The sequence below is a fragment of the Bradyrhizobium sp. A11 genome, from assembly GCF_042077125.1.
In the GTDB taxonomy this organism is placed as follows: domain Bacteria; phylum Pseudomonadota; class Alphaproteobacteria; order Rhizobiales; family Xanthobacteraceae; genus Bradyrhizobium; species Bradyrhizobium japonicum_B.
This window is the reverse complement of record NZ_CP149509.1, coordinates 623,654-645,336: the sequence shown is the minus strand read 5'-3', so window position 1 is coordinate 645,336 and position 21,683 is coordinate 623,654. Positions and strand designations below refer to the sequence as shown.

Sequence of the window (21,683 nt, the reverse complement as noted above, 5' to 3'; positions counted from 1 at the left end):
AGCATGATCGGTTTCGCAAGTGCCCTACCGATCCGGCGCACCGACACTACATGTGATGGCGCAGCCCTCCACCCGGTACCCCCCCGCATGATCCCCTTCTCCGTGCTCGACCTCGCGCCGATTTGCCAGGGCGGCGATGCCGCGCAGGCGTTCCGCAATTCGCTCGACCTCGCCCGGCATGCGGAAGGCTGGGGCTACAAGCGGTTCTGGCTGGCCGAGCATCACAACATGACGGGGATCGCGAGCGCAGCGACATCCGTGGTGATCGCTCACATTGCCGGCGGCACCAGGACGATCCGCGTCGGCTCCGGCGGCATCATGCTGCCGAACCATTCGCCGCTGGTGATCGCCGAGCAGTTCGGCACGCTGGAATCGCTCTATCCCGGGCGGATCGATCTCGGGCTCGGGCGGGCGCCCGGCACCGACCAGTTCACCGCGCGGGCGCTGCGACGGGACCTTGCGACCACGTCCGAGAATTTTCCGCAGGACGTTCTGGAGCTGCAGGCGCTGCTCGGCGATGTGCAGCCGAACCAGGCGATCCGCGCCGTGCCCGGCATGGGCACCAAGGTGCCGCTGTGGATTTTGGGATCGAGCACCTTCGGCGCGCAGCTGGCGGCGATGCTGGGCCTGCCGTTCGCCTTCGCCTCGCATTTCGCGCCGCAGATGATGATGCCGGCGCTGCGCGAATATCGCGCGCGGTTCGAGCCGTCGGCGCAGCTCGAAAAACCCTATGCGATGATCGGCGTCAACGTGTTCGCTGCCGATAGCGACGCGGAGGCGCAGCGCATGTTCTCCTCGCTGCAGCAGGCGTTCATCAACCTGCGCCGCGGCACGCCGGGCCCGCTGCCGCCGCCGGTCGACGACATGGACGCGCTGTGGTCGCCGGCGGAGAAGGCCATGGTCGGCCAGTCGCTGTCCTGCACCGCGGTCGGCTCGCCCGATGTGGTCGAAGCCAAGCTGAAGGCGCTGATCGCCGAGACCGGGGCGGACGAATTGATCACCACCGGGCAGATCTACGACCATGCCGCACGGCTGCGCTCGTTCGAGATCGCGGCCGCGGTGCGGGACCGGATCGCGAAACAACCGGTCGCGTAAGCCCGACCCACCTCGCCTCGCGGCCGCCTAAGGCGCGGCGCAGGTGAAGTTCTCGGACTGCTCGATGCTGCCGTGGCCGAGATAGCGCGCCTGGCGCGGATAGGGACACAGCGGCCGGCTACGGTCTGGCCAAGGCGTTTTCGCACCCGCGCGGGCCTCGATGCGCTCGGGCGCGCGTCCCTGCTCGACCCACGCGACCAGCGGTGTCAGCACGTCGAAACTGTCGGTGGCGGGGCCTCCAGAGCAATGGTTCATGCCCGGCACGAGGAAGAGCCGGGCAAAGTCGGCCGTCTCCCTCTCTCCGCCCACCGCGTTCGTGAGGCGCCTGTACCAGTCCACGGTATCAAGCGCGGAGAAAGTGGGATCGCTGACGCCGTGATAAAGCAACAGCTTGCCACGCCGCGCACGGAAGCCGGAAAGATCGACCGAATTGGCGGAGATCGTCTGCACCGAGCTCTCGGGCATCACCGCGCTGGTGCCGAAGATTCTTGCATGGGCCTCCGTGACGTCGACGGAGCGATAGAAGTCGTAAACGGCCTCCGCTTCGTTGGCCAAGGGCGCTTGCGGTGGCGTCATATAGAGGTAGGCCAAGGTTGCGCCAAAGGACACGTTGAAGGCGTTGACGCGGCTGTCAGGCGCCGTGCCGAGAATCCAGCGCCGCCATCCCTCCGTGGCAATGCCGGCATCATAGGGATAGGACGCATAAATCCGGCGGCCTTGTGCCGTGGTCGGTCCCTCGAAATAGGTTTCGAGCGCTGCGACCTGCGCCGAGGACAGACAGCTCGCGGCCTTTTCGGCGGAACATTGCAGCGTGCGCGGGGAGAAACGGCACGCGGCCACGTTGTCGATGATGCCGTCGGCAAGTCCGTCGGTTGCATCGCAGGATTGAACGATCGCCCTGGAGAGCAGATCCATGTCGGCCTGCGACAAGGCCTGCGCCATGATCGGACGGCCGTCCGACGCCTTGGGTGAGATCGCAGCGAAGGCTTGCGTCGCTGCAGCGCCTGCAAGCCCTTTCTCGGGCATTCGAAAAGCGGGCGCGCCCGCCGCGACCCCGTCGAAATGATCCGGAAAGCGTTGCGTCGCCACCATGCCGTGCCGCCCGCCATTGGAACAGCCGAGGAAGTAGGAATAGCGCGGCAAGCGACCGTAATAAGTCTGGATAAATTGCTTCGCGCGCCGGGTCACGACGTCGTCGGCCCGATAGCCGAAATCGATGCGCGCCTGCGGATCGAGGCCAAAGCTGGCGCCTCCGAGCGGACCGGGCGCATTGCTGTGACCGGCATCCGTCGTGACCGTGGCGTAGCCCTGGTTGAGCGCGCTCGGCTGTCCGCCGCCGGGCTGTGCGTCTCCGTTGCCGAGGACGCCGTCAGTGCCGCCCTGCCCTTGAAACACGAAGCGGCCGTTCCATGCCTCCGGCAATCTGAGATGCAGGCCGATCGCAAACTTCTGGCCGTCGGCGCCGGTTCGCTCGTCCAGATGAGCGATCACCTCGCAATGCGCGGGCAAGCCGCCCGCCGCCGGCCGCTGTTGCGCCTCGCTGACACGCATCGCCGCGCCGGCTTCCGCCTTGAGCCGGTCGCATGCCGTCACGGGCGAGATCGTGTCGCCGCCGGCCGCCGGAGACGCGATGGCGACAACGCCCGCGATGCAGCCAAGCGCAGCCTGCCAGACCTGACGATGCAGCCTTTTCCGTACCGAAACGATCATCCGACAACCTCCGATCGCAGACGCTCCGGTTAATCCGCGAACCCGAACAGCTTCGCCGGATTGTGCACGAGAATCTTCTCCAGCTCGGCCTGATCAGGCGCGTAGCGGTACATCAGCTCGAGCAGGTCGGCATCGTTCGGCGGCTGCTTGACCGAGACCGGATGCGGCCAGTCGCTGGCCCAGACGCAGCGGTCGATTGCGGCTTCGATATAGGCGCGCGCGATCGGGATCACGTCGTCGTAAGGCGCGCCGGTCTTCGAGGTCTTCTCGCCGAGCGACAGCATGACCCAGAAATTGCCCTTGCCGAGCAACTCGAGCATCTTGCGCAGGTTGGGATCGTTCCTGCCGGCCTCCGGGTCAGGCCGCGCCATGTGGTCGATCAGCACGGGAACGTCGAGGTTCTCGTACTTGGCGACGCTCGACATGATGCCGTCCTTCTCGGGCTGGATCTTGGCGTACCAGCCGAGCTCGCGGATGCGCGCGATGGCACGGGCGAAATCGGCGTCCGACAGCACGGCGCCGAGCTCCTGGCGGAAGCTGAAGCGCGCGCCGCGCACGCCGGCATCATGCAGCTTGGCGAGGTACGCATCGTTCGCCTCGGCAAACACCAGCGCGTTGGCGCAGCCGCGATAGTTCGGGCCCATCGCTTTGAGCCCGTCGAGCACGACGGCATGATCCGCGCCATAGGTCGTGGTCTGCACGATGATGCCGCGTTCGATGCCGAGCGTCTTGTGCATGCGCAGCGCCGCTTCCCAGGTCGCTGTTGGCATCCGGTAGGCGGCGCCGGGGCGTTCCGGATATTTGTCGATCGGACCCAGCACGTGGAACTGGCTGTCGACGGTCTTCGGCGGCGGCGCCTTCACGGGGCGGCGGGGATTGGGATCGAACGGCAGATAGGTCGGCATGCAGGCGCTCCTTCAGTCGATCACGGCGGTGAAGTCGCACTGCACCAGCGCGCCGCCATCCATGTTGTCCATCGGCAGCGCGTGGCGCGCCGGGCGCGAATGCTCGTCCGGAAACATCTTGAGCCATTCGACGTTGATGGGCCCGCGGTTGCCGCGGTCCTTCAGCCAGACCGTCATCTTGATGATGTCGTCCGTGCTGCCGCCGGCGGCCTCCACCGTCGCCTTCATATGCGCGAACATGTTGGCGCATTGCGCCTCGAGGCTTTCGGGCATCGCATTGGTCGCGGGGTCGCGGCCGAGGATGACGCCCGACATCACGAGATTGCCGATGCGGCAGGCGTTCGGAATCGGATTGACGTGCTTGAAGCCGCCGATGTGGATGCTCTTGCGCCGCTTCTGACTTGTCATGGGTGCGCTCCCTTTTATTGTTGGTTCAGACGAACTGGCACGACACCGAGCCGAACGGGCCGTAGTCGGCATGAAAGGTGTCGCCGCGGCGGATATCGACCGGCCGCGTGAACGATCCCGCCAACACCACTTCGCCCGCCTTGAGATGCTCGTCATGCGGCGCGAGGCGGTTGGCGAGCCAGGCGATGCCGTTGGCGGGATGATTGAGCACGCCGGCGGCAAGCCCGGTCTCCTCGACCTCGCCGTTGCGGAACAAGAGCGCGCCGATCCAGCGCAGATCCGCATCCATCGGGCGGATCGGCCGGCCGCCCAGCACCAGCGCGGCATTGGCCGCGTTGTCGGAGATGGTGTCCATGACCTTGCGGGTCTTGCCGGTCTCGGGATCGACGCGGTGCATGCGCGTCTCCAGGATCTCCAGCGCAGGCGTCACGTAGTCGGTGGCGTTAAGCACGTCGAAGATGGTGCAATCGGGCCCGCGCAGCGGCGCCTTCAGCACGAAGGCGAGCTCGACCTCGATGCGCGGCGCGTGGAAGCGAGCGAACGGGATCGGCGTCGCGTCGGCATAGAACATGTCGGAGAACAGCACGCCGTAATCGGGCTCGGAGATGCCGACCGCGTTCTGCATCGCCTTCGAGGTCAGGCCGATCTTGTGACCTTTGATGATCCGGCCGCGGCCGAGCTGGAGCTTGGTCCAGGCGCGCTGAACCGCGTAGGCATCCTCGATGCTGAAATCCGGATACTCCTTCGAGAACATCGGGATCAGCGATTTCGTGCGCTCGGCCTCATCCAAGCGCGCGGCAAGACGTTCGATCGTCGCAGTGTCCAGCATGATCTAGCTCTCCGCGGCGACTTTGTTGCGCAGCACGCCGATGCGGCGCGACTCGACCTCGACGACGTCGCCGACCTTCAGCCAGCGCGGCGGATCGAAGCGCGCGCCCGCCCCGGTCGGCGTGCCCGTCACGATCATGTCGCCGGGCTTGAGCGTCGCAAAGGTGGAGAGATAGGAGATCAGGAAGTCGAACGGGAACATCAGCCGCTCGGTCGTGTCCTGCTGCCGCACCTCGCCGTTGACGCGCGTTGTGATGTCGTGCGGTCCGCGCGGGTCGAGCTCATCCGACGTGACGATCCACGGACCGATGCTGCCGGAGCGGTCGAAATTCTTGCCCTGCGTGACGTTGAACTTGCCGTGCCGCAGCCAGTCGCGGATCGTGCCCTCGTTGCACAGCGTCATGCCGAAGATGTGCGACCACGCCTGGTCGCGCGGAATGTGACGACCACCCTGCCCGATCACGATGACGAGCTCGCCCTCGTAGTCGAGCTGGTCGGAGACCTCAGGCTTCTCCAGCGGCTGGCCGGAGCCGGTCATCGACGACATGCTGCGCACGAACAGGCTGGGATATTTGGGCAGGTCGGAACTGTCCTTGTATTCGGCGTTGCGCTCGGCATAGTTGACGCCGATGCACCAGAGCTTCTCCGGCGCCAGCACCGGCGGCAGCAGGACGAGCCCGTCCAGCGCGTAATCAGGCTTCTGTCCGGCAACGGCTTCCTGCGCGTCGGCTAGCGCGTTGGCCGCGATCAGCGCCTTGACGTCAGAATAGTCGCGGCCGATCCGCCTGGTGAGATCGACGACGCCGCCTTCGACGGCCGCGCCGTAACGCGTCTCTCCGTCCAAGAGATAGCTCAGCAGTCGCATGGTCATTTCTCCGATGATGTCGAGGCGGCCGGGCCGGCGACCGGCCCGCGCGCTCAGTCTTTCGATTTGGGCGTCTGGAACACCGTGTTCAGCGTCACGATCTCGCCGAGGCGGGCGTAGCGGGGACCGCCGATGCGCGCGATCGGATCGAGCGCCCTGGTTTCGACCTTGCCGTCGTTCACGAGGCCGTCGCGCAAATGGAACATGACGACTTCGCCGACGATGAGCCGGCTCTTGGCATCGCCGAATTCGAGGCATTGCCGGAAACGGCACTCCATCGCCACGGGCGCGGCGGCGAGCCGGCGCACCTTGATGCGATCGCAGGGCAGCGTCTCCAGGCCGAGATGCTCGACCTCGCTGATTTCAGGCGGATGCTCGACCGAGCTGTCGTGCACCGCATTCATCAGCGGGGTATCGGCGATGTGGATGACATACTCCTCGGTGTCGAGGATGTTGTGCGCGGTGTCCTTGTAGTCGGCGCCCTTGCGGCCGACGCTGATGGCGAGCATCGGCGGCTTCTGCGAGACGAAGGTGAAGGCGCTGAACGGGGCGAGGTTGAGCACGCCCTTAGCTGACAGGCTCGTGACCCACGCGATCGGGCGCGGCACCACGATGCCGGTCATCAGCCGGTAGATGCGCTCCGCGCCGAGCTCGGTGGGATCGATCCGCATCGATCAATCCGCCCTGATGTTGGCCTTGCGCACGACCGGAATCCACTTGGCATCCTCGCGCTCGAGATACGCCTTGAATTCGGCCGGCGTCATCGGCGTGGCCTCGCCGCCGAGCTTCTCGAACTTGTCGACCACGGCGGGGTCCTTCAGGATCGCGACCAGCGTCTCGTGCAGCTTGTCGATGACGGGCGCCGGCGTGCCTGCGGGCGCGAACAGGCCGGTGAAGGTCTGACCGTCGAAATCCTTGTAGCCTAGCTCGGCGAAGGTCGGCACGTCGGGCAGCGACTTCAGCCGGTGCGGGCTGGTGACGGCCAGCGCGCGGAACAGGCCGGCCTTGATGTGCTGCAGGCTGACCGTGAGCTGGTCGAACGCGAACTGCACCTGGCCGCCCAGGAGATCGTTGATCGCGGGCGCATTGCCGCGATAATGCGCGGTGACCCATTGCACGCCGAGGTTCGACTGCATCAGCTCGCTGAGCAGGTGGTTGGTGGTACCGGGGCCGGGCGAGGCCATGGTCAGCTTGCCGGGCTCGCGCTTGGCGAGATCGAGGAATTCCTTGAGCGTCGTCGCCTGCACCGACGGATGCACCTCGAGCACCAGCGGCGTCATCGAGATGGTCGAGATCGGCAGGAAATCCTTCTTCCAATTATAGGCGTCGCGCTTGTTGATCTCGGTCGCGAACAGCACCGGACCGTTGGCGCCGACGAACAGCGTGTAGCCGTCAGGCGCGGATTTGGCGAAGGCTTCGCCCGCGATCATGCCGCCCGCGCCGGCCTTGTTCTCGATGACGAAGGGCTGGCCGAGCTTTTCCTGCAGCTTGTCGGCGACGATGCGCGCGGCGCTGTCGACGTTGCCGCCGGCGGGATAAGGCACGATCAGCTTGACGTTGCGCGCCGGCCATTGCTGGCCCGACGCGGGCCCCGTCAGCATCGCGGCAGCGGCAGCTATGGCAATCCAGATTAATCTCATGTTAACCTCCCGGGCAGCGCTTTAATTCCATGCCGAGTGCCCTGCCGTTCTGCAAGGCAGCTCGATTCGGCCGCAATCTCCAGATGCGCGCTTTACCTGTCGAGTGAATTGTGGCGTTGTTGTCCATATTATGGACAGAACCAAGATCGCCCACGACGCGACATCACCGCGGCAGGGCGCGCAGGCGATCCGGCGCGCGCTCGCGGTTCTGCGCATCCTTGCCGCAGGCCGCGAGGCCGGTGTGCCATTGGCCGAGGTCGTGCAGGCGACCGGCCTCACCCGCCCGACCGTGCATCGCATCGTCCACGTGCTGATCGAGGAAGGCATCGTCGAGCGGAACGCGCGCAGCGGCCGCTACGCGATCGGCAACCAGGTGCCGGAGCTGGCGCTGGCGCGGCCGCGCCCCTCGCGGCTACTGATTACTGCCAATCCGTCGCTGCGGCGCGCCTCCGCCGAGATCGGCGACACGCTGTTCCTGACCGTGCGCACCGGCAACGACACGCTGTGCGTCGATCGCAGGATCGGAATCTATCCGATCCAGGTGCTGTCGATCGAGGTCGGCGCGCGGCGGCCGCTCGGCGTCTCCAGCGCGGGCGTCGCCATCCTCGCCGCGATGCCGGCGCAGGAGGCGCGAAAGATCGTCGCGGCCAACGAGACGCGGTTCGAGGCTTACCGGACCGATACGGCGACGGTGCTCGGCGAGATCACCGCCGCGCGGCGGCTGGGATACGGCATGAGAGAGATCGGCCTCGTGCAGGGCACGAAATCGATCTCGACCTGGATCAAGACCCCGGACGGCCGCCCCGCCGCCGCCATGACCGTCTCCGCGGTGCGAACGCGGCTCGGCCCAAGGCGCGAGCAGGAGGTCGTGGAGATCTTGTTGCGGGAGGCGCGGGTCATCGAGCAGGCGATCGGAGGTTAGTCTCGCAGAGCACGCAGGCGGCGCGGCTTCGCCTCTCCCCGCCTGCGGGGAGAGGCCGGAATTTGCAAAGCAAATTCCGGGTGAGGGGGGAGTCTCCGCAAGCTCGCTGCCACCGTCCTCGCGGAGACTCCCCCTCACCCCAACCCTCTCCCCGCAAGCGGGGCGAGGGAGCACACTGTCTTTGCGGCGCTGTCAATGGGCTGACGTGGCACACCGTTTTGTGGCACAACGCCCCCACCGCCGACCGACCAACGAGGCCATGCATGCCCGCGCCAAAACCGCCTGCCTTCGAGACCCTGAGCCTGCATGCGGGCCAGCATCCGGATCCCGTGACCGGCGCCCGGGCGGTGCCGATCTACCAGACCACGTCCTACGTGTTCCAGGATTCCGATCACGCCGCTGCGCTGTTCAACCTGGAGCGCGCCGGCCACATCTATACGCGCATCTCCAATCCGACCACCGGCGTGCTGGAAGAACGGCTCGCCGCGCTCGAAGGCGGCGTCGGCGCGATCTGCACCGCGAGCGGCATGGCCGCGCTGCACCTGGCGATCGCGACGCTGCTCAATGCCGGCGATCACATCGTGGCGTCGAGCTCGCTCTATGGCGGCACCATCAATCTCTTGGCGCACACGCTGCCGCGCTTCGGCATCACCACCACGTTCGTCAAGCCGCGCGATCTCGACGCGTTCCGCAGCGCCATCAAGCCGAACACCAAGCTCGTGATCGGCGAGACCATCGGCAATCCCGGGCTGGAAGTGCTGGACATCCCCAAGGTCGCCCAGATCGCGCATGACGCGAAGATTCCGCTGCTGATCGACAACACCTTTGCCACGCCCTATCTCAGCCGGCCGATCGAGCTTGGCGCCGACATCGTCATGCATTCGGCGACCAAATGGATCGGCGGCCACGGCATCGCGATCGGCGGTGCGATCATCGACGGCGGCCGCTTCGACTGGCGCTCTTCCGGCAAGTTCGGCGTGCTGACCGAGCCCTATGGCGGCTATCATGGCATCGTCTTCGACGAGCAGTTCGGCACGGCGGCCTTCATCATGCGCGCCCGGACCGAAGGCCTGCGCGATTTCGGCGCCTGCCTGTCGCCGACCAACGCATTCCAGCTGCTGCAGGGCGTCGAGACGCTGGGCGTGCGCATGGACCGCCACATGCAGAACACCCACCTGGTGCTGGAAGCCCTGAAGTCCAACAAGGCGGTCGACTGGGTGCTGCATCCCTCGCTCGAGACGCATACGGATTATCAGCTCGCCAAGCAGCTCCTGCCGCGCGGCGCCGGCTCGATCATCTCCTTCGGCATCAAGGGCGGACGGCCCGCCGGGCGCAAATTCATCGAGAGCCTGCGCATGATCAGTCATCTTGCCAATGTCGGGGACGCCAAGACGCTGGTGATCCACCCGGCCTCGACCACGCACCAGCAGATGGACGCCGAACAGCTCAAGGCGGCCGGCATCGGCGAGGAGCTGGTGCGGCTCTCGGTCGGCATCGAGACCGCGAGCGACATCATCGACGATCTCGCGCAGGCGCTGCGCATCTCGCAGAAGGTCTGACACCATGAAGCTCTCCGTCAACGGCGCTGATGTGTTCGTCGCAACCGGCGGCCGCGACTTCGACAAGTCCCTGCCTGCGGTCGTGTTCATCCACGGCGCCGGCTTTGACCATTCGACCTGGGCGCTGCATACGCGCTGGTTCGCCCATCACGGCTTTGCCGTGCTGGCGCCCGATTTGCCCGGTCACGGCCGCTCGGCCGGACCTTCGCTCGGCAGCATCGCCGAGATGGCCGACTGGACCGCGGCGCTGCTCGATGCGGCAGGCAGCTCGAAGGCGCATCTGATCGGCCATTCCATGGGCTCGCTGATCTCGCTGGAGACGGCGGCACGCCATCCCGACAAGGTCTCCGCGCTGAGCCTGATCGGCACTGCCGCGACCATGACGGTCGGCCCGGATCTGCTCAAGGCCGCCGAGGCCAACTCGCAGGATGCCAACGACATGGTCTCGATCTGGGGCCTCGGCTTCAACGCCGAGCTCGGCGGCAGCCTCGCGCCGGGCCTGTGGATGCATGGCGGCGCACAGGCGGTGCTGAAGACGTGCGAGCCTGGCATCCTGTTCAAGGATCTGTCGGCCTGCAATTCCTATACGAATGCGCTTCAAGCCGCGGCGAGCGTCAAGGTGCCGACAACGCTGATCCTCGGCGAGCGGGACATGATGACGCCGGCGAAGGCGGGCAAGGCGCTCGCCGCGGCAATCCCGCATGCAAAGACCGTCGTGGTGCGGGGCGCGGGGCACATGATCATGGCGGAACGACCGGACGAATTGCTGGCGGCGTTGACCGGTCGATAGGACCGAGCGGCGCCAGACGCCACGCTGAAGCTCTATCGGCTCAGACGCCGGATCGCCGCAGCAGCTCTTGTAGGATGGGCAAAGCGACTTGTCCGCCGTAGCTCGAAGAGCGAAGGCGGAAGCGTGCCCACGACCTCTCGCGGTGTTGGACAGATCGTGGGCACGGCGCAAGGGCGCCTTTGCCCACCCTACGATTCCTACGATTCTGGGAATCGTGGAGAGAGACAGCTCACCACATGGTCGCGGCCGCACGCGCCGGCCAGGCGCTATCGTATTCGGCGCCGCCGACCTTGTTGTCGCTCATCTCGGCGAGGATCTGGCCCGGCGTCGGCAGCGTCTTCGGGTCGATGCGCTTGTCGGGATTCCAGAGGTCGGAGCGCACGATGGCGCGGGCGCACTGGAAGTAGATCTCGTGGACATGCATGACCATGACGCTGCGCGGCGCCTTGCCTTCGACCTTGAACGAGGCCAGGAGCTCGGGATCGATCGAGAGATGCGCGCGGCCATTGGCGCGGACCGCATTGCCCGAGCCGGGGATCAGGAACATCAGCGACACCCTGGGATCGCGCACGATGTTGCGCAGCGAATCGACCCGGTTGTTGCCGCGGCGGTCCGGCAGCATCAGCGTCTTGGGATCGTGGACTCGGACGAAGCCGGGCAGGTCGCCGCGCGGCGAGCAGTCGATGCCTTCCGGCCCGATGGTGGCGAGCGCGGCGAATGGTGCCTTCTCGACGAAGACGCGATAGAGCGGCGTGACATGGTCGGCGACTTTCACGGTCGAAGCGTCATTGGTGACGCCGTAGATAGCCTCTAGCTGCTCGACCGTTTCGATCACCGACATTCCGTTCTCTCCGTGGTGGGCCGGCTATTCCCGCCGGCCGTCGCTCCTGATGACGCGCACGAGCTCGCGGCTGTGATCCTCTGCGCTGCCGGCGTTGAGGATGGTGATATCGGCCTGCGCCGTCGTGTCGTCGATGCTGCGGGTGAGACGTTCGGCGAGATCGCCATCGCTCTGCCGCGCCCGTGCGGCGAGCCGTTGCGCCAGCACCTCGGGCGGTGCCGTGATCGCGACCACCACGACATTGACATAGGTCTGGCGCAACCCGCCGATCACCGTGCGCGAGACGTTGGCGACGACCGTGCGTCCGGCGCTGATATGGTCGTCGATGTCGCGCGGCAGCGCGTAGGAATGACCGTGCGCGTCCCAGTGCACGGCAAAGTCGCCGTGCTCGCGGGCACGGCGGAATTCATCCGACGTCAGCGCGACGTTGTCCTCGTCGGCGGAGGATTCGCGCGTCACGGCCCGGCGCGGAAACACGACGCCGGGATCGCTGGCGCAGGCCGCCTGCGCCAGCCGCAAGAGCGTGTCCTTGCCGGCGCCGCTGGGGCCGACCACGAGCACGAGCCGGCCGGGGCCGATCGCGCCCGCCTCGCCCTCGGCCGTGGTCGCGGTCTCGCTCATGCGACCCGGTGTCCCTCGCGCCAGACGCTGCGGACCACGGGAACGTTTCCTGCAACATGCACGCGGATCAGATCGGCGCGCTTGCCGGTCGCGATCTCGCCGCGATCGGTGAGCCCGACCGCCTCGGCGGGCGCCTTCGTCACCGTGCGGATCGCATCGGGAAGGCTGATTGCCGGGACATGGTCGGGCAATTGCAGCGCGCCCATCAGGAGGCTCGAGGGGATGTAGTCCGACGACAGGATATCGAGCAGGCCCTCGCGGGCGAGATCGACCGCGGCGATGTTGCCGGAGTGCGAGCCGCCGCGCACGACGTTCGGCGCGCCCATCAGGATGTCGATGCCGGCCTGGTGCAAGGCACGCGCGGCTTCCAGCGTGGTCGGGAATTCCGCGACCGAGACGCGGTCGCGCACGGCATCCGCGACGTTCTCCTCGGTGGTATCGTCGTGGCTGGCGAGCGGGATGTCGTACCGATGCGCCAGCGCTACGATCTCGCGCATATTTGTTGCGGCGTATAATTTCTGATACTCGAACCGCTTGGCGAACAGCTCGTCGAGCTCGGCGTCGGTCTTGCCGCCGCCCTTGCCACGATAATAATCGCGCAGCTTGACCTCGTCGCGGAACTGGCGCTGGCCGGGGGTGTGATCCATCAGCGACATCAGCTTGACGTCGGGACGGTCGATCAGCTCCCTGGCCTCCTCGACCACGCTCGGCATCGGGATCTCGCAGCGCAGATGCAGGAAGTGATCGGCGCGCAGCAGGCTGGCCTCGCGCGCGGTGGTGATGGCGGCGGCAAGCACGCCGGCGCGGCCGTCGACCTCCTCGGCGCCATCCTCGCGCCAGACCCGGAGCGAATCGAACACGGTGGTGATCCCCGACGTGGCGAGCTGGCCGTCATAGGAGACCACCGCCGCGACCGGATTCCAGAACACCTTCGGCCGCGGCACGTAGTGGGCTTCGAGATGGTCGGTGTGAAGCTCGATCAGGCCGGGCATGACGAGATCGCCGCCGGCATCCTCGGCACCTGCGGGCGCCCGGCCCTCGCCGATCTCGGCAATGCGGCCATTGGCAAGAGCCAGCCAACCCCGCTCGATCACCCGGTCGGCCAGCACGATCCTGGCGTTGGCGATCACAATGTCCTTCGGCTTGGCGTTCATTTCCCTGTCCCTCAGGCCGCGGCGGCAAAGCTGGTGACGTCGACGATGCGGTCGGCAATCAGATGCCGGATTTCGTCGTCATGGACAATGGCGACCATGGCGACGCCCCGGCGCTTCTTCTCGGCAATCAGCTCGACCACGACAGCGCGGTTGGCGGCATCGAGCGAGGCGGTCGGCTCGTCGAGCAGCAGGATCGGCAGGTCCGAAATGAAGCCGCGCGCGATGTTGACGCGCTGCTGCTCGCCGCCGGAGAAGGTCGCGGGCGGCAGCCGCCACAGCCGGTCGGGGATGTTGAGACGATGCAGCAGCTCGCCGGCACGGGCCTGTGCGTCGGCGCGGGCCGCGCCGTTCACGATCAGCGGCTCGGCGACGACGTCGATGGTGGCGACGCGCGGCACCGCCCGCAGGAACTGGCTGACATAGCCGATGGTGGCGCGGCGGACGTTGAGCACCTGGCGCGGCTCGGCGCTGGCAAGATCGATCAACCCTCCGCGATGGCGGATGCCGATCCGGCCGGAATCGCAGCGGTAATTGCCGAAGATCATCTTCAGGATCGACGACTTGCCGGCGCCCGACGGACCGGACAGCACCACGCATTCACCTGGATTGACCTGGAAGGTCACGCCGCGCACCACCGGCAGCTCGATGCCGCCCTGCAGGTGCATCGTGAAGGTCTTGTTGGCATCGGCGACGTCGATCATGGCGGTCATTGCAAAACCCATATCGAGAGACTCATGGCGGCAGAATCGAGGAGACGAGAAGTTGCGTATAGGGCTCGCGCGGATCGTCGAGAACCTGGTCGGTGAGACCGGTTTCGATGACCCTGCCGCCCTTCATCACCATCACCCGGTGAGACAGCAACCGCGCCACCGCGAGATCGTGGGTGACGATGATGACGGCAAGATGCAGCTCGGCGACGAGGCTGCGCAGGAGATCGAGCAGGCGGGCCTGCACGGAGACGTCGAGGCCGCCGGTCGGCTCGTCCATGAACACCAGCCGCGGCTCGGTGACGAGGTTGCGCGCGATCTGGAGGCGCTGGCGCATGCCGCCGGAATAGGTGCGCGGCGCATCGTCGATGCGCGCGACGTCGATCTCGACGCGGGCGAGCCAGTCCGACGCGGTGTCGCGGATGCGGCCGTAATGGTTCCAGCCCACCGCCATCAGCCGCTCGCCGACATTGGCGCCGGCCGATACCGCCATGCGCAGGCCCTGCGCGGGATCCTGGTGCACGAAGCCCCAGTCGGTGCGGAACAGGAAGCGCCGCTCGGCCTCGCCGAGCGTGGCGAGATCGCGGGTGACGCCGTCGCGCATGCGGTAGGAGACGTGGCCGCCGCTGGCCGCAAGCTGGCCCGACAGCAGCTGGAGCAGCGTCGACTTGCCGGAGCCGGATTCGCCGACGATCGCCAGCACCTCGCCGGGATAGAGCGCGAACGAGACGTCACGGCACGCGGCGATGCGGCCGAACGACTTGCTGAGCGACGTCGCGACCAGCAGCGGTTCGTCGTTCTCGCGCATCTCTGGATCAGCCATTCGCGCCTCCTTGCGCCTTCTCCTTGTACGGCGCGGCGCTGAGGCTGCCGTGATGGCCCGCGGCCTGGCGGCCCTCGCAGTAATCGGTGTCGGAGCAGACGAACATGCGGCTACCCTTGTCGTCGGTGACGATCTCGTCGAGATAGGAATTTTCTGCGCCGCACAGCGCGCAGGGCGCGTTGAAGCGATAGGGCTCGAACGGGTGATCCTCGAAATCGAGCGACACCACCTGCGTGTAGGGCGGGATCGCGTAGATGCGCTTCTCGCGGCCGGCGCCGAACAGCTGCAGCGCCGGGCAATTGTCCATCTTGGGATTGTCGAATTTCGGCGTCGGCGAGGGATCCATCACGTAGCGCGCGTTCACTTTCACCGGATAGGCGTAGGCGGTGGCGATGTGGCCGAAGCGGGCGATGTCCTCATAGAGCTTCACATGCATCAGGCCGTATTCGGCCAGCGCGTGCATGCGCCGCGTCTCGGTCTCGCGCGGCTCGAGGAAGCGCAGCGGCTCCGGGATTGGCACCTGATAGACCAGGACCTGGTTCTCGCTCAGCGCCGCCTCGGGAATGCGGTGGCGGGTCTGGATCACAGTCGCCTCCTCCGTCGCCGTGGTGGTGGCGACGCCCGCGGTCTTGGCGAAGAATTTCCGGATCGAGATCGCGTTGGTGGTGTCGTCGGAGCCCTGGTCAATCACCTTGAGCACGTCGGAAGGACCGAGGATCGCGGCGGTCACCTGCACGCCGCCGGTGCCCCAGCCATAGGGCATCGGCATTTCGCGGCTGGCGAACGGCACCTGATAACCGGGGATTGCGATCGCCTTGAGGATGGCGCGGCGGATCATCCGCTTGGTCTGCTCGTCGAGATAGGCGAAATTATAGGCCGGCGCGTTCATTCCGCGGCCTCCTTCATGGCTTCGGGCGTTTGTACCTCCGCGAACTCCTTCCGCAGCTTGCGCAGCAGGCCGAGCTCGGACTGGAAGTCGACATAATGCGGCAGCTTGAGATGCTCGACGAAGCCGGTCGCCTGGACGTTGTCCGAATGCGACATCACGAATTCCTCGTCCTGCGCGGGGGCACGCACCTCCTCGCCGAGCTCGCGGGCGCGCAGCGCCCGATCGACCAGCGCCATCGACATGGTCTTGCGCTCGCTCTGCCCGAAGGCGAGGCCATAGCCGCGGGTGAAGCACGGCGCCTCGGTCGCCGAGCCCTTGAACTGGTTGACCATCTGGCATTCGGTCAGCTCGATCGCACCGAGCGGCACGGCGAAGCCCGCGTCCTCCGCGAAGAACTCGACCTCGACCTCGCCGAATCGGATCTCGCCGGCAAAGGGATGGTTGCGGCCGTAGCCGCGCTGCGTGGAATAGCCCATCGCCAGCAAGAACCCTTCGTCACCGCGCGCCAGATTCTGCAGCCGCAGGTCGCGGTCCGCCGGAAAATTCAGCGGCTCGCGGGTGAGATCGCCGACGCCGACGCCCTCCTCGGCCTGCGGCGAGGATTCGATCAAGCCGTCGCGGCCGAGAATATCCGTCACGCGCGGCGTCGGCGCCGTGGATGCGTCGGCCGTGGCCGGTGTCTCCGGCGCAAAGCCTTGCGCGAGCGAGGGATCGAGCAGGCGGTGCGTGTAGTCGAAGGTGGGGCCGAGGATCTGGCCGCCGGGAATGTCCTTGAAGGTCGAGGACACCCGCCGCTGCACCCGCATCGCGCCGGTGTCGACCGGCTCGCTGGCGCCGAAACGCGGCAGCGTGGCGCGGAAGGCGCGCACCAGGAAGATCGCCTCGATCAGGTCGCCGCGCGCCTGCTTGATCGCCAGCGCCGCGAGCTCGCGATCGTAGAGCGAACCTTCGCTCATGACGCGATCGACGGCGAGGCCGAGCTGCTCCGAGATCTGGTCGAGCCTGACCTCCGGAACGCTTTGGTCGCCGCGCCGCTTGTGGGCGAGCAGGCGATGGGCGTTGTCGATGGCGCGTTCGCCGCCTTTGACTGCGACATACATGCTTCAGCTTCCCTTGCTCACGACGCGCGTGGTGCGGGGGATCGCGACCAACGCGTCATCGGCGACCAGCACGACATCGATGCCGCGCGGAAACAGCGCCTCGTTGACCTGCAGGCGCTCGAACAGATCGAACGGCTTGATTGACGCCTCGAGCCTCGCGGCGCCGTCGATGCCGGGACCGCGCAGCTCGAAGCTGCGGCCCGCGTCGAGGCTCTCCACCTGGAGGATGATCGTGGTGGAGCGATCCGGATATTCGCTGGTGCCGAGCGCGAAACGTTCGAGCGGCGGAAGCGCGGCGCCGTCGCTGATCAGCGCGAAGCTCGCCACCGAGCTATCCTGCACCAAGGGCGCGCCGGTGTGGAATTTGAGCCATTTCGCCGCGTCCGGGCTCGCCGCCATCCGCGCGTCGAGCCAGAGCGGCGTGTCGTGGTCGAACAGCGTCAGCGCGATCGCGGCGGTGCCGCGCATCATTGTATCAGGCGCCCCCGCCATCGGCACGATGCGCTGGACCGAGCCAGGCCGCGCCATCGCGTCCATCACCGAGCGAAAGGTCGATTGCGCCGACAGCACCTTGTCGGCGAATCCCGGCGGCAATTCTGCAATCGTGGTCATGATCTCAGCCCTCACCGCGCACCATGGTGTAGAAATCAACCTTCGTCGCGGCGGTCTCGGCCGCGGCCTGCTTGCGGCGAATCATAAGCTGCTCACGCAACGGCGCGATTACATCCCGTTCCATCGCGCCGCCGAAGTCGCGGGACTGCACCAGCGCATCGCACAATGCGATCAGCCGCGCCTTCTCGCCGTCGCGCCCGAGCGTGTAGCCGAAACCGACCTCCCCGCTCGCGAGCTTCACGGCTGCGCGCGACACGGTGGCTTCGCCGAGATTGAACGGCGCGCCGTCGCCGCCGACCCGGCCGCGCAGCATGACAAGGCCGTTTTCCGGCGCCCGCAGGTCCTGATGGTCAGGGATGCTTAAGTCGCGGAGGCGGGCGGCGATCTCGCCCGCCTCCGCGTGCGCCAGCACGGCCATCGCGGCCTTGCGCTGGGCTTGCTGGTTGTTGTGCTGGGTCACCTGGTCCACCGAACTTGCCGCATCGAAGTTGTCTATGATAATAGACAACTTCATACGGACGCGCCATGACTGTTTCGTGACAAGTGCGTGATTTCTGGGCTAGGCTGACCGGCGATATGAGCATGCAAGACACTGCATCGTCCGGCGTCGCGCTGTGGCGCCTCGTTGCCGACGGCATCGAGCGCGGCATCGCCGACGGCCGCTTCGCGGCCGGCGACAAATTGCCGGGCGAGATGGAGATCGCCGAAACCTATCGCGTCAACCGCCACACCGTGCGGCGCGCGCTGGCAGCCCTCGCCGAGCGCGGCCTGGTGCGCGCCGAACGCGGCAGCGGCACTTATGTCGAGGCGCAAAAGCTCGCTTATCCCCTGCGCTCGCGCACGCGGTTCTCCGAGATCGTCGGTGCGGGCGGCCGCGAGCCGCGCGGCCAGCTGATCGAGGCCTCCGACGACGTCGCCACCCGCGAGTTGGCGCGCGAGCTGAGCCTGAAAGCCGGCGCGCCCCTGGTGCGGATCGAGGCGATCCGCCTCGCCGACCGCACCCCGATCTGCGTCTCCACCACCTGGCTGTCGGCCGAGCTGTTCCCGAATGCGGGGGCCGTGTTCGCGGCGACGCGCTCGATGACGAAACTGCTCGCGCATTACGGCGTGCGCGACTATCGCCGCGGCGCGACCCGGATCACCGCCGGCATCGTGGACGCCACCGACGCGGCCCGGCTGGATCTCGCACTGGGACGCCCGATCCTGGTGGTCGACGCCACCGACCACGATCTCCAGGGCAAGCCGCTGATGACCAAGCATTCGCGTTTCGCGGCGGAGCGGGTGGAGTTTTTGGTGGAGTCGTAGCTCCTCTGCCAATTGAAGTGAGAGGCGCCGTAGGGTGGGCAAAGCGGAGCGTGCCCACGACCTTGATCATGTCGGAGAAAATTCGTGGGCACGGCGCAAGTGCGCCTTTGCCCACCCTACGGCACCTGTGCTCACGCCACCGCCGGTCGCCCAATAATCGCAAAGCGCAGCTTGCCCGAGATGAAATCGATCGCGGCGACCGCGACCAGGATCATCAGGATCAGGAATGACACTTTCTGCCATTCCAGCACGCGGATCTGCTCGGCGAGTTGCAGGCCAATGCCGCCGGCGCCGACGATGCCGATGATGGTCGCCGAGCGGGTGTTGGATTCGATGTAGTAGAGCACCTGGCCGGCGATGACGGGCAGCACCTGCGGCATCAGGCCGAAGCGGATCTCGTGCAGAGCACTGCCGCCGGAGGCGCGGATGCCCTCGACCTGCTTCTGGTCGGCACCCTCGATCGCCTCCGAGAACAACTTGCCGAACGCACCGAAATCCGACACGGCGATCGCCAGCACCCCGGCAAACGGCCCGAGGCCCACGACATTGATCCACACCAGCGCCCAGATCAGGGTGTCGACGCCGCGGATCGAATCCAGCACGCGGCGAACCGGAAAGCGGAGAATGCTCGACGGCACCACGTTGCGTGCTGCAAGCAGGCTGACGGGGAGCGCGAACACGGCGGCCAGCGTGGTGCCGAGCAGCGCAATCGACAGCGTCTCGCCGAGCGCCTTGAGATAGACCGGCAGCGAGGAGCCGGGATCCGGCGGGATCATCATCAAAGTGATCCAGCCGAGCTGGCTGAGGCCGGCGAAGAACCGCGACGGCGAGAAGTCGAGATCGACCAGGCCGTAGATCAGGATCGCGAACGCCGCGACGATCATGGCCGGCATCGCGAGCCGCGCCGAAGCGGGACGGTCGAACACGTCGGGGTAGCGGGCGCGAAGCTCTCGCGGATCGACCTCGTGCGGCGTCACGTCCGCGCCTCCTTGCCGAACAGGCGGCCGCGCAGCCACCCGGTGCTGATGTCGATGAGGAAGACGGTGACGATGATGGTGAGCAGGATGGCGCTGACGTCGGAGTAGTAGAACTTGCGAATGGCGACGACGAGCTCCTGACCGATGCCGCCGGCGCCGACGAACCCCATGACGGAAGCCTCGCGGACGTTGATCTCGAAACGCAGCAGCGCGTAGCTGGCATAGCCCGCGGTCACCTGCGGCACCACGGCGAAGCGCATGCAGGACAGCCAGCTCGCGCCGGTCGAGCGGATGCCCTCGACCGGCTTCATGTCGGCGTTCTCGACGATCTCCGAGAACAGCTTGCCGAGCGCACCGGTGGAGTGGATCGCGATCGCGAGCACGCCGGCCATCGGCCCGAGTCCGAAGGCGATCACGAACACCAGCGCGAACACGATGCCTGGAACGGTGCGCGCGAATTCCAGCAGGCGCCGGACGACGAAGCGAAGCCAGGGTGCGGGCGAGGTGTTATCGGCGGCGAGGAAGTTCAGGCCGAATGCGAGGGTCGCGCCAATCAGCGTGCCGACGTAGGAGATCAGCAGGGTCTCGCCCAGCATCTTCAGCCATTTGCGCCAGCCCCACAGCCATTCGCCGACATCGGTCCAGACCCGCTGGCCGCTGTCGAGCGTGAAAATGCGGTCGAAATAGCTGACGAAGTTGCCGAAATAGCTGAACAGCGTGCGCAGATTCACTTCGGCGCCGACCGCGGCGAGCACCAGCGCCGCGGCGAAGATCGCGGCCCCGAACAGGAGGCGGAGCCGCCTGCGTGCCACCGCCTCGCGATAGGCGGCGTTGAGCACGGCGAGCTGCTGCTCGGGAAGGATCGAAACCGCTGTTGTCATGGGCTTGAGATGACGTCCCGTCAAAGAAAGAGCCGGGTCGATGGACCCGGCTCCAGTGGCATCGTCCCGATACTCAGGACGCCTTCTTCTTACGCAGGGCGTCGACGAACTTGATCAGCTCGATCGTGCCATCCCAATCCTTGGTGGTGGCGGGATGGAAGCCTTTCTTCTGGCCGTCGGAAAGGCGATCGAACGCGGCCTTGTCCTTGGTCGGCGCGTCGAAGAACGCCTTCGCAATGGCGGCCTTGGCGTCTTCCGGCAGCTCGGAATTGTAGGCATAGGGGCCGTTGATGATCGGCGCCGACTTATGGACGATGCGGAAGTCGCCCTTCTTCATCGCCGAGCCGTCGGCATTCTTCAGCATGCCCTTGGTCAGCATTTGCGCCAGCGTAGAATCGTCATCGCTGGTCCACTGGTTGGCGGCAACCTCGACCGTGCCTTGCGCCAGCGCCAGCATCGCGTTCTCGTGGCTGCCGGTGAAGACGACCTTGCCGAAATAGCTGTCGGCGTCATGGATACCCAACTTGTCGAGCTCGAAGCGGGGCACGTTGTTGCCGGAGGTCGAGTTCGGGTCGACCAGGCCGAGATTCTTGCCCTTGAGCTGATCGAGGGTCTTGTAGGCGCTGTTCGCCTTGACGAAGAACACCGAATAATAGCCGGTCGAGCCGTCGGCGTTGACGTCATTGGCGAAGGCGTCGGTCTTGACGCCGGTCAGGCGGGCGCGGGCGAACGAAGCCGAGCCGTAGCTCGCGATGTGGATGTTGCCTGCGCGCTGGCCTTCGATCACGGCGGCGTAGTCGTTGGCGATGCGCAGCGTGACCTTCACGCCCAGCTCCTTGGAGAGATAGCTCACGAACGGCGCCCAGCGCTCGGTGACGCCGGAGGCGTTCTCGGCCGGGACGACCGCGAAGGTCAGCTCGGGATATTTGGCCTTCCAGTCGGCGGCGAGGGCCGAAGTCGTGAATGCGAGCGCGGCGGCGCCGGCAAGGACCAGTCTGCGAGTGATCATGATACCCTCTTCATCGGTTGGGGTCGGTTGACGCAAAAACTT

General features: G+C 66.5%; 24 protein-coding genes. 5 read left to right on the top strand and 19 right to left on the bottom strand.

From position 1 onward, the window contains the following. Positions 1-87: 87 nt before the first annotated feature. A complete protein-coding gene (locus WI560_RS02990) occupies positions 88-1,095 on the top strand; it encodes an LLM class flavin-dependent oxidoreductase (protein ID WP_375306840.1) in 1,008 nt (335 codons plus the stop codon). A gap of 27 nt (positions 1,096-1,122) precedes the next feature. Here the strand turns inward: WI560_RS02990 and WI560_RS02985 are convergent, their stop codons facing one another. The 7 genes from WI560_RS02985 to WI560_RS02955 are packed head-to-tail and all read right to left on the bottom strand — an operon-like array spanning position 1,123 to position 7,451. Beyond that, positions 1,123-2,805, bottom strand: coding sequence for a tannase/feruloyl esterase family alpha/beta hydrolase (locus WI560_RS02985; RefSeq protein WP_375306839.1), 1,683 nt, complete (start codon positions 2,803-2,805; stop codon positions 1,123-1,125). A gap of 29 nt (positions 2,806-2,834) precedes the next feature. After that, complete coding sequence (locus WI560_RS02980; RefSeq protein WP_375306838.1) at positions 2,835-3,710, bottom strand: amidohydrolase family protein; 876 nt, start codon at positions 3,708-3,710, stop codon at positions 2,835-2,837. Between the two features lie 12 nt (positions 3,711-3,722). Further along, positions 3,723-4,118, bottom strand: coding sequence for a RidA family protein (locus tag WI560_RS02975; protein ID WP_257178382.1), 396 nt, complete (start codon positions 4,116-4,118; stop codon positions 3,723-3,725). Positions 4,119-4,143: 25 nt separating this feature from the next. After that, entirely contained in the window at positions 4,144-4,947 is an 804-nt protein-coding gene (hpaH, locus tag WI560_RS02970; RefSeq protein WP_375306837.1) for a 2-oxo-hept-4-ene-1,7-dioate hydratase, read from the bottom strand. A gap of 3 nt (positions 4,948-4,950) precedes the next feature. Beyond that, positions 4,951-5,811 carry a fumarylacetoacetate hydrolase family protein gene (locus WI560_RS02965; protein WP_375306836.1) on the bottom strand — a complete coding sequence of 287 codons (861 nt, stop codon included), beginning with the start codon at positions 5,809-5,811 and terminating at the stop codon, positions 4,951-4,953. Positions 5,812-5,864: 53 nt separating this feature from the next. After that, on the bottom strand, positions 5,865-6,482 hold the full coding sequence (locus tag WI560_RS02960) for a flavin reductase family protein (RefSeq protein ID WP_257196684.1): 618 nt from the start codon (positions 6,480-6,482) through the stop codon (positions 5,865-5,867). 3 nt (positions 6,483-6,485) lie between these two features. Continuing rightward, on the bottom strand, positions 6,486-7,451 hold the full coding sequence (locus tag WI560_RS02955; protein WP_375306835.1) for a Bug family tripartite tricarboxylate transporter substrate binding protein: 966 nt from the start codon (positions 7,449-7,451) through the stop codon (positions 6,486-6,488). A gap of 130 nt (positions 7,452-7,581) precedes the next feature. Here WI560_RS02955 and WI560_RS02950 point away from each other — a divergent pair, with 130 nt between their 5' ends. From WI560_RS02950 to WI560_RS02940, 3 genes are all read left to right on the top strand, one after another. Next, a complete protein-coding gene (locus tag WI560_RS02950) occupies positions 7,582-8,373 on the top strand; it encodes an IclR family transcriptional regulator (protein WP_375306834.1) in 792 nt (263 codons plus the stop codon). Positions 8,374-8,636: 263 nt separating this feature from the next. After that, positions 8,637-9,932: an O-acetylhomoserine aminocarboxypropyltransferase gene (locus WI560_RS02945; RefSeq protein ID WP_375306833.1), complete on the top strand. Its 1,296-nt coding sequence runs from the start codon at positions 8,637-8,639 to the stop codon at positions 9,930-9,932. Between the two features lie 4 nt (positions 9,933-9,936). Next, complete coding sequence (locus tag WI560_RS02940) at positions 9,937-10,722, top strand: alpha/beta fold hydrolase (protein ID WP_375306832.1); 786 nt, start codon at positions 9,937-9,939, stop codon at positions 10,720-10,722. Between the two features lie 229 nt (positions 10,723-10,951). Here WI560_RS02940 and WI560_RS02935 read toward each other — a convergent pair whose 3' ends face one another. Genes WI560_RS02935 through phnG form a run of 9 tightly spaced genes read right to left on the bottom strand, consistent with a single transcriptional unit; the run spans position 10,952 to position 17,938 of the window. Then, a complete protein-coding gene (locus WI560_RS02935) occupies positions 10,952-11,563 on the bottom strand; it encodes a pyridoxamine 5'-phosphate oxidase family protein (protein ID WP_375306831.1) in 612 nt (203 codons plus the stop codon). A gap of 24 nt (positions 11,564-11,587) precedes the next feature. Next, positions 11,588-12,184: a phosphonate metabolism protein/1,5-bisphosphokinase (PRPP-forming) PhnN gene (gene phnN / locus WI560_RS02930; RefSeq protein WP_375306830.1), complete on the bottom strand. Its 597-nt coding sequence runs from the start codon at positions 12,182-12,184 to the stop codon at positions 11,588-11,590. Then, on the bottom strand, positions 12,181-13,338 hold the full coding sequence (locus tag WI560_RS02925; RefSeq protein WP_375306829.1) for an alpha-D-ribose 1-methylphosphonate 5-triphosphate diphosphatase: 1,158 nt from the start codon (positions 13,336-13,338) through the stop codon (positions 12,181-12,183). The genes phnN and WI560_RS02925 overlap by 4 nt, the downstream gene beginning before the upstream one ends. An 11-nt stretch (positions 13,339-13,349) precedes the next feature. Beyond that, positions 13,350-14,048 carry a phosphonate C-P lyase system protein PhnL gene (gene phnL, locus WI560_RS02920; protein WP_375306828.1) on the bottom strand — a complete coding sequence of 233 codons (699 nt, stop codon included), beginning with the start codon at positions 14,046-14,048 and terminating at the stop codon, positions 13,350-13,352. A 22-nt stretch (positions 14,049-14,070) separates the two neighbouring features. Continuing rightward, on the bottom strand, positions 14,071-14,868 hold the full coding sequence (gene phnK / locus WI560_RS02915; RefSeq protein WP_375306827.1) for a phosphonate C-P lyase system protein PhnK: 798 nt from the start codon (positions 14,866-14,868) through the stop codon (positions 14,071-14,073). Continuing rightward, positions 14,861-15,757 (bottom strand): alpha-D-ribose 1-methylphosphonate 5-phosphate C-P-lyase PhnJ, encoded by an 897-nt coding sequence (locus WI560_RS02910; protein WP_375306826.1) that lies wholly within the window; start codon positions 15,755-15,757, stop codon positions 14,861-14,863. The genes phnK and WI560_RS02910 overlap by 8 nt, the downstream gene beginning before the upstream one ends. Then, entirely contained in the window at positions 15,754-16,857 is a 1,104-nt protein-coding gene (locus WI560_RS02905; protein WP_375306825.1) for a carbon-phosphorus lyase complex subunit PhnI, read from the bottom strand. Before WI560_RS02905 ends, WI560_RS02910 begins: the two co-directional genes overlap by 4 nt. A 3-nt stretch (positions 16,858-16,860) precedes the next feature. Beyond that, positions 16,861-17,469 carry a phosphonate C-P lyase system protein PhnH gene (phnH, locus tag WI560_RS02900; protein WP_375306824.1) on the bottom strand — a complete coding sequence of 203 codons (609 nt, stop codon included), beginning with the start codon at positions 17,467-17,469 and terminating at the stop codon, positions 16,861-16,863. Between the two features lie 4 nt (positions 17,470-17,473). Next, on the bottom strand, positions 17,474-17,938 hold the full coding sequence (gene phnG, locus WI560_RS02895) for a phosphonate C-P lyase system protein PhnG (protein WP_375308754.1): 465 nt from the start codon (positions 17,936-17,938) through the stop codon (positions 17,474-17,476). Between the two features lie 107 nt (positions 17,939-18,045). On the opposite strand from phnG, the gene phnF reads away from it, so the two are divergent. Beyond that, entirely contained in the window at positions 18,046-18,774 is a 729-nt protein-coding gene (gene phnF / locus WI560_RS02890) for a phosphonate metabolism transcriptional regulator PhnF (protein WP_375306823.1), read from the top strand. 131 nt (positions 18,775-18,905) lie between these two features. On the opposite strand, the gene phnE (WI560_RS02885) is transcribed toward phnF, so the two are convergent. The 3 genes from phnE (WI560_RS02885) to phnD all read right to left on the bottom strand — a co-directional run bounded on the left by phnE (WI560_RS02885) (position 18,906) and on the right by phnD (position 21,641). After that, the gene (gene phnE / locus WI560_RS02885) at positions 18,906-19,751 is read right to left on the bottom strand and encodes a phosphonate ABC transporter, permease protein PhnE (protein ID WP_375306822.1); all 846 of its coding nucleotides are present in this window, start codon (positions 19,749-19,751) and stop codon (positions 18,906-18,908) included. After that, positions 19,748-20,632: a phosphonate ABC transporter, permease protein PhnE gene (gene phnE, locus WI560_RS02880; RefSeq protein WP_375306821.1), complete on the bottom strand. Its 885-nt coding sequence runs from the start codon at positions 20,630-20,632 to the stop codon at positions 19,748-19,750. The genes phnE (WI560_RS02885) and phnE (WI560_RS02880) overlap by 4 nt, the downstream gene beginning before the upstream one ends. 73 nt (positions 20,633-20,705) lie before the next feature. Then, on the bottom strand, positions 20,706-21,641 hold the full coding sequence (gene phnD / locus WI560_RS02875) for a phosphonate ABC transporter substrate-binding protein (RefSeq protein ID WP_375306820.1): 936 nt from the start codon (positions 21,639-21,641) through the stop codon (positions 20,706-20,708). Between the last annotated feature and the right edge of the window lie 42 nt (positions 21,642-21,683).

Bases quoted from the DNA above. Each gene is read 5' to 3' on its own strand.
- phnN (WP_375306830.1), bottom strand. From the start codon at position 12,184: ATGAGCGAGACCGCGACCACGGCCGAGGGCGAGGCGGGCGCGATCGGC.
- WI560_RS02985 (WP_375306839.1), bottom strand. From the start codon at position 2,805: ATGATCGTTTCGGTACGGAAAAGGCTGCATCGTCAGGTCTGGCAGGCT.
- WI560_RS02965 (WP_375306836.1), bottom strand. From the start codon at position 5,811: ATGCGACTGCTGAGCTATCTCTTGGACGGAGAGACGCGTTACGGCGCG.
- WI560_RS02905 (WP_375306825.1), bottom strand. From the start codon at position 16,857: ATGTATGTCGCAGTCAAAGGCGGCGAACGCGCCATCGACAACGCCCAT.
- phnH (WP_375306824.1), bottom strand. From the start codon at position 17,469: ATGACCACGATTGCAGAATTGCCGCCGGGATTCGCCGACAAGGTGCTG.
- WI560_RS02955 (WP_375306835.1), bottom strand. From the start codon at position 7,451: ATGAGATTAATCTGGATTGCCATAGCTGCCGCTGCCGCGATGCTGACG.
- phnD (WP_375306820.1), bottom strand. From the start codon at position 21,641: ATGATCACTCGCAGACTGGTCCTTGCCGGCGCCGCCGCGCTCGCATTC.
- WI560_RS02935 (WP_375306831.1), bottom strand. From the start codon at position 11,563: ATGTCGGTGATCGAAACGGTCGAGCAGCTAGAGGCTATCTACGGCGTC.
- WI560_RS02980 (WP_375306838.1), bottom strand. From the start codon at position 3,710: ATGCCGACCTATCTGCCGTTCGATCCCAATCCCCGCCGCCCCGTGAAG.
- WI560_RS02940 (WP_375306832.1), top strand. From the start codon at position 9,937: ATGAAGCTCTCCGTCAACGGCGCTGATGTGTTCGTCGCAACCGGCGGC.
- WI560_RS02945 (WP_375306833.1), top strand. From the start codon at position 8,637: ATGCCCGCGCCAAAACCGCCTGCCTTCGAGACCCTGAGCCTGCATGCG.
- WI560_RS02910 (WP_375306826.1), bottom strand. From the start codon at position 15,757: ATGAACGCGCCGGCCTATAATTTCGCCTATCTCGACGAGCAGACCAAG.
- phnK (WP_375306827.1), bottom strand. From the start codon at position 14,868: ATGGCTGATCCAGAGATGCGCGAGAACGACGAACCGCTGCTGGTCGCG.
- phnE (WP_375306821.1), bottom strand. From the start codon at position 20,632: ATGACAACAGCGGTTTCGATCCTTCCCGAGCAGCAGCTCGCCGTGCTC.
- WI560_RS02960 (WP_257196684.1), bottom strand. From the start codon at position 6,482: ATGCGGATCGATCCCACCGAGCTCGGCGCGGAGCGCATCTACCGGCTG.
- hpaH (WP_375306837.1), bottom strand. From the start codon at position 4,947: ATGCTGGACACTGCGACGATCGAACGTCTTGCCGCGCGCTTGGATGAG.
- phnF (WP_375306823.1), top strand. From the start codon at position 18,046: ATGAGCATGCAAGACACTGCATCGTCCGGCGTCGCGCTGTGGCGCCTC.
- WI560_RS02925 (WP_375306829.1), bottom strand. From the start codon at position 13,338: ATGAACGCCAAGCCGAAGGACATTGTGATCGCCAACGCCAGGATCGTG.
- WI560_RS02950 (WP_375306834.1), top strand. From the start codon at position 7,582: ATGGACAGAACCAAGATCGCCCACGACGCGACATCACCGCGGCAGGGC.
- phnL (WP_375306828.1), bottom strand. From the start codon at position 14,048: ATGACCGCCATGATCGACGTCGCCGATGCCAACAAGACCTTCACGATG.
- WI560_RS02990 (WP_375306840.1), top strand. From the start codon at position 88: ATGATCCCCTTCTCCGTGCTCGACCTCGCGCCGATTTGCCAGGGCGGC.
- WI560_RS02975 (WP_257178382.1), bottom strand. From the start codon at position 4,118: ATGACAAGTCAGAAGCGGCGCAAGAGCATCCACATCGGCGGCTTCAAG.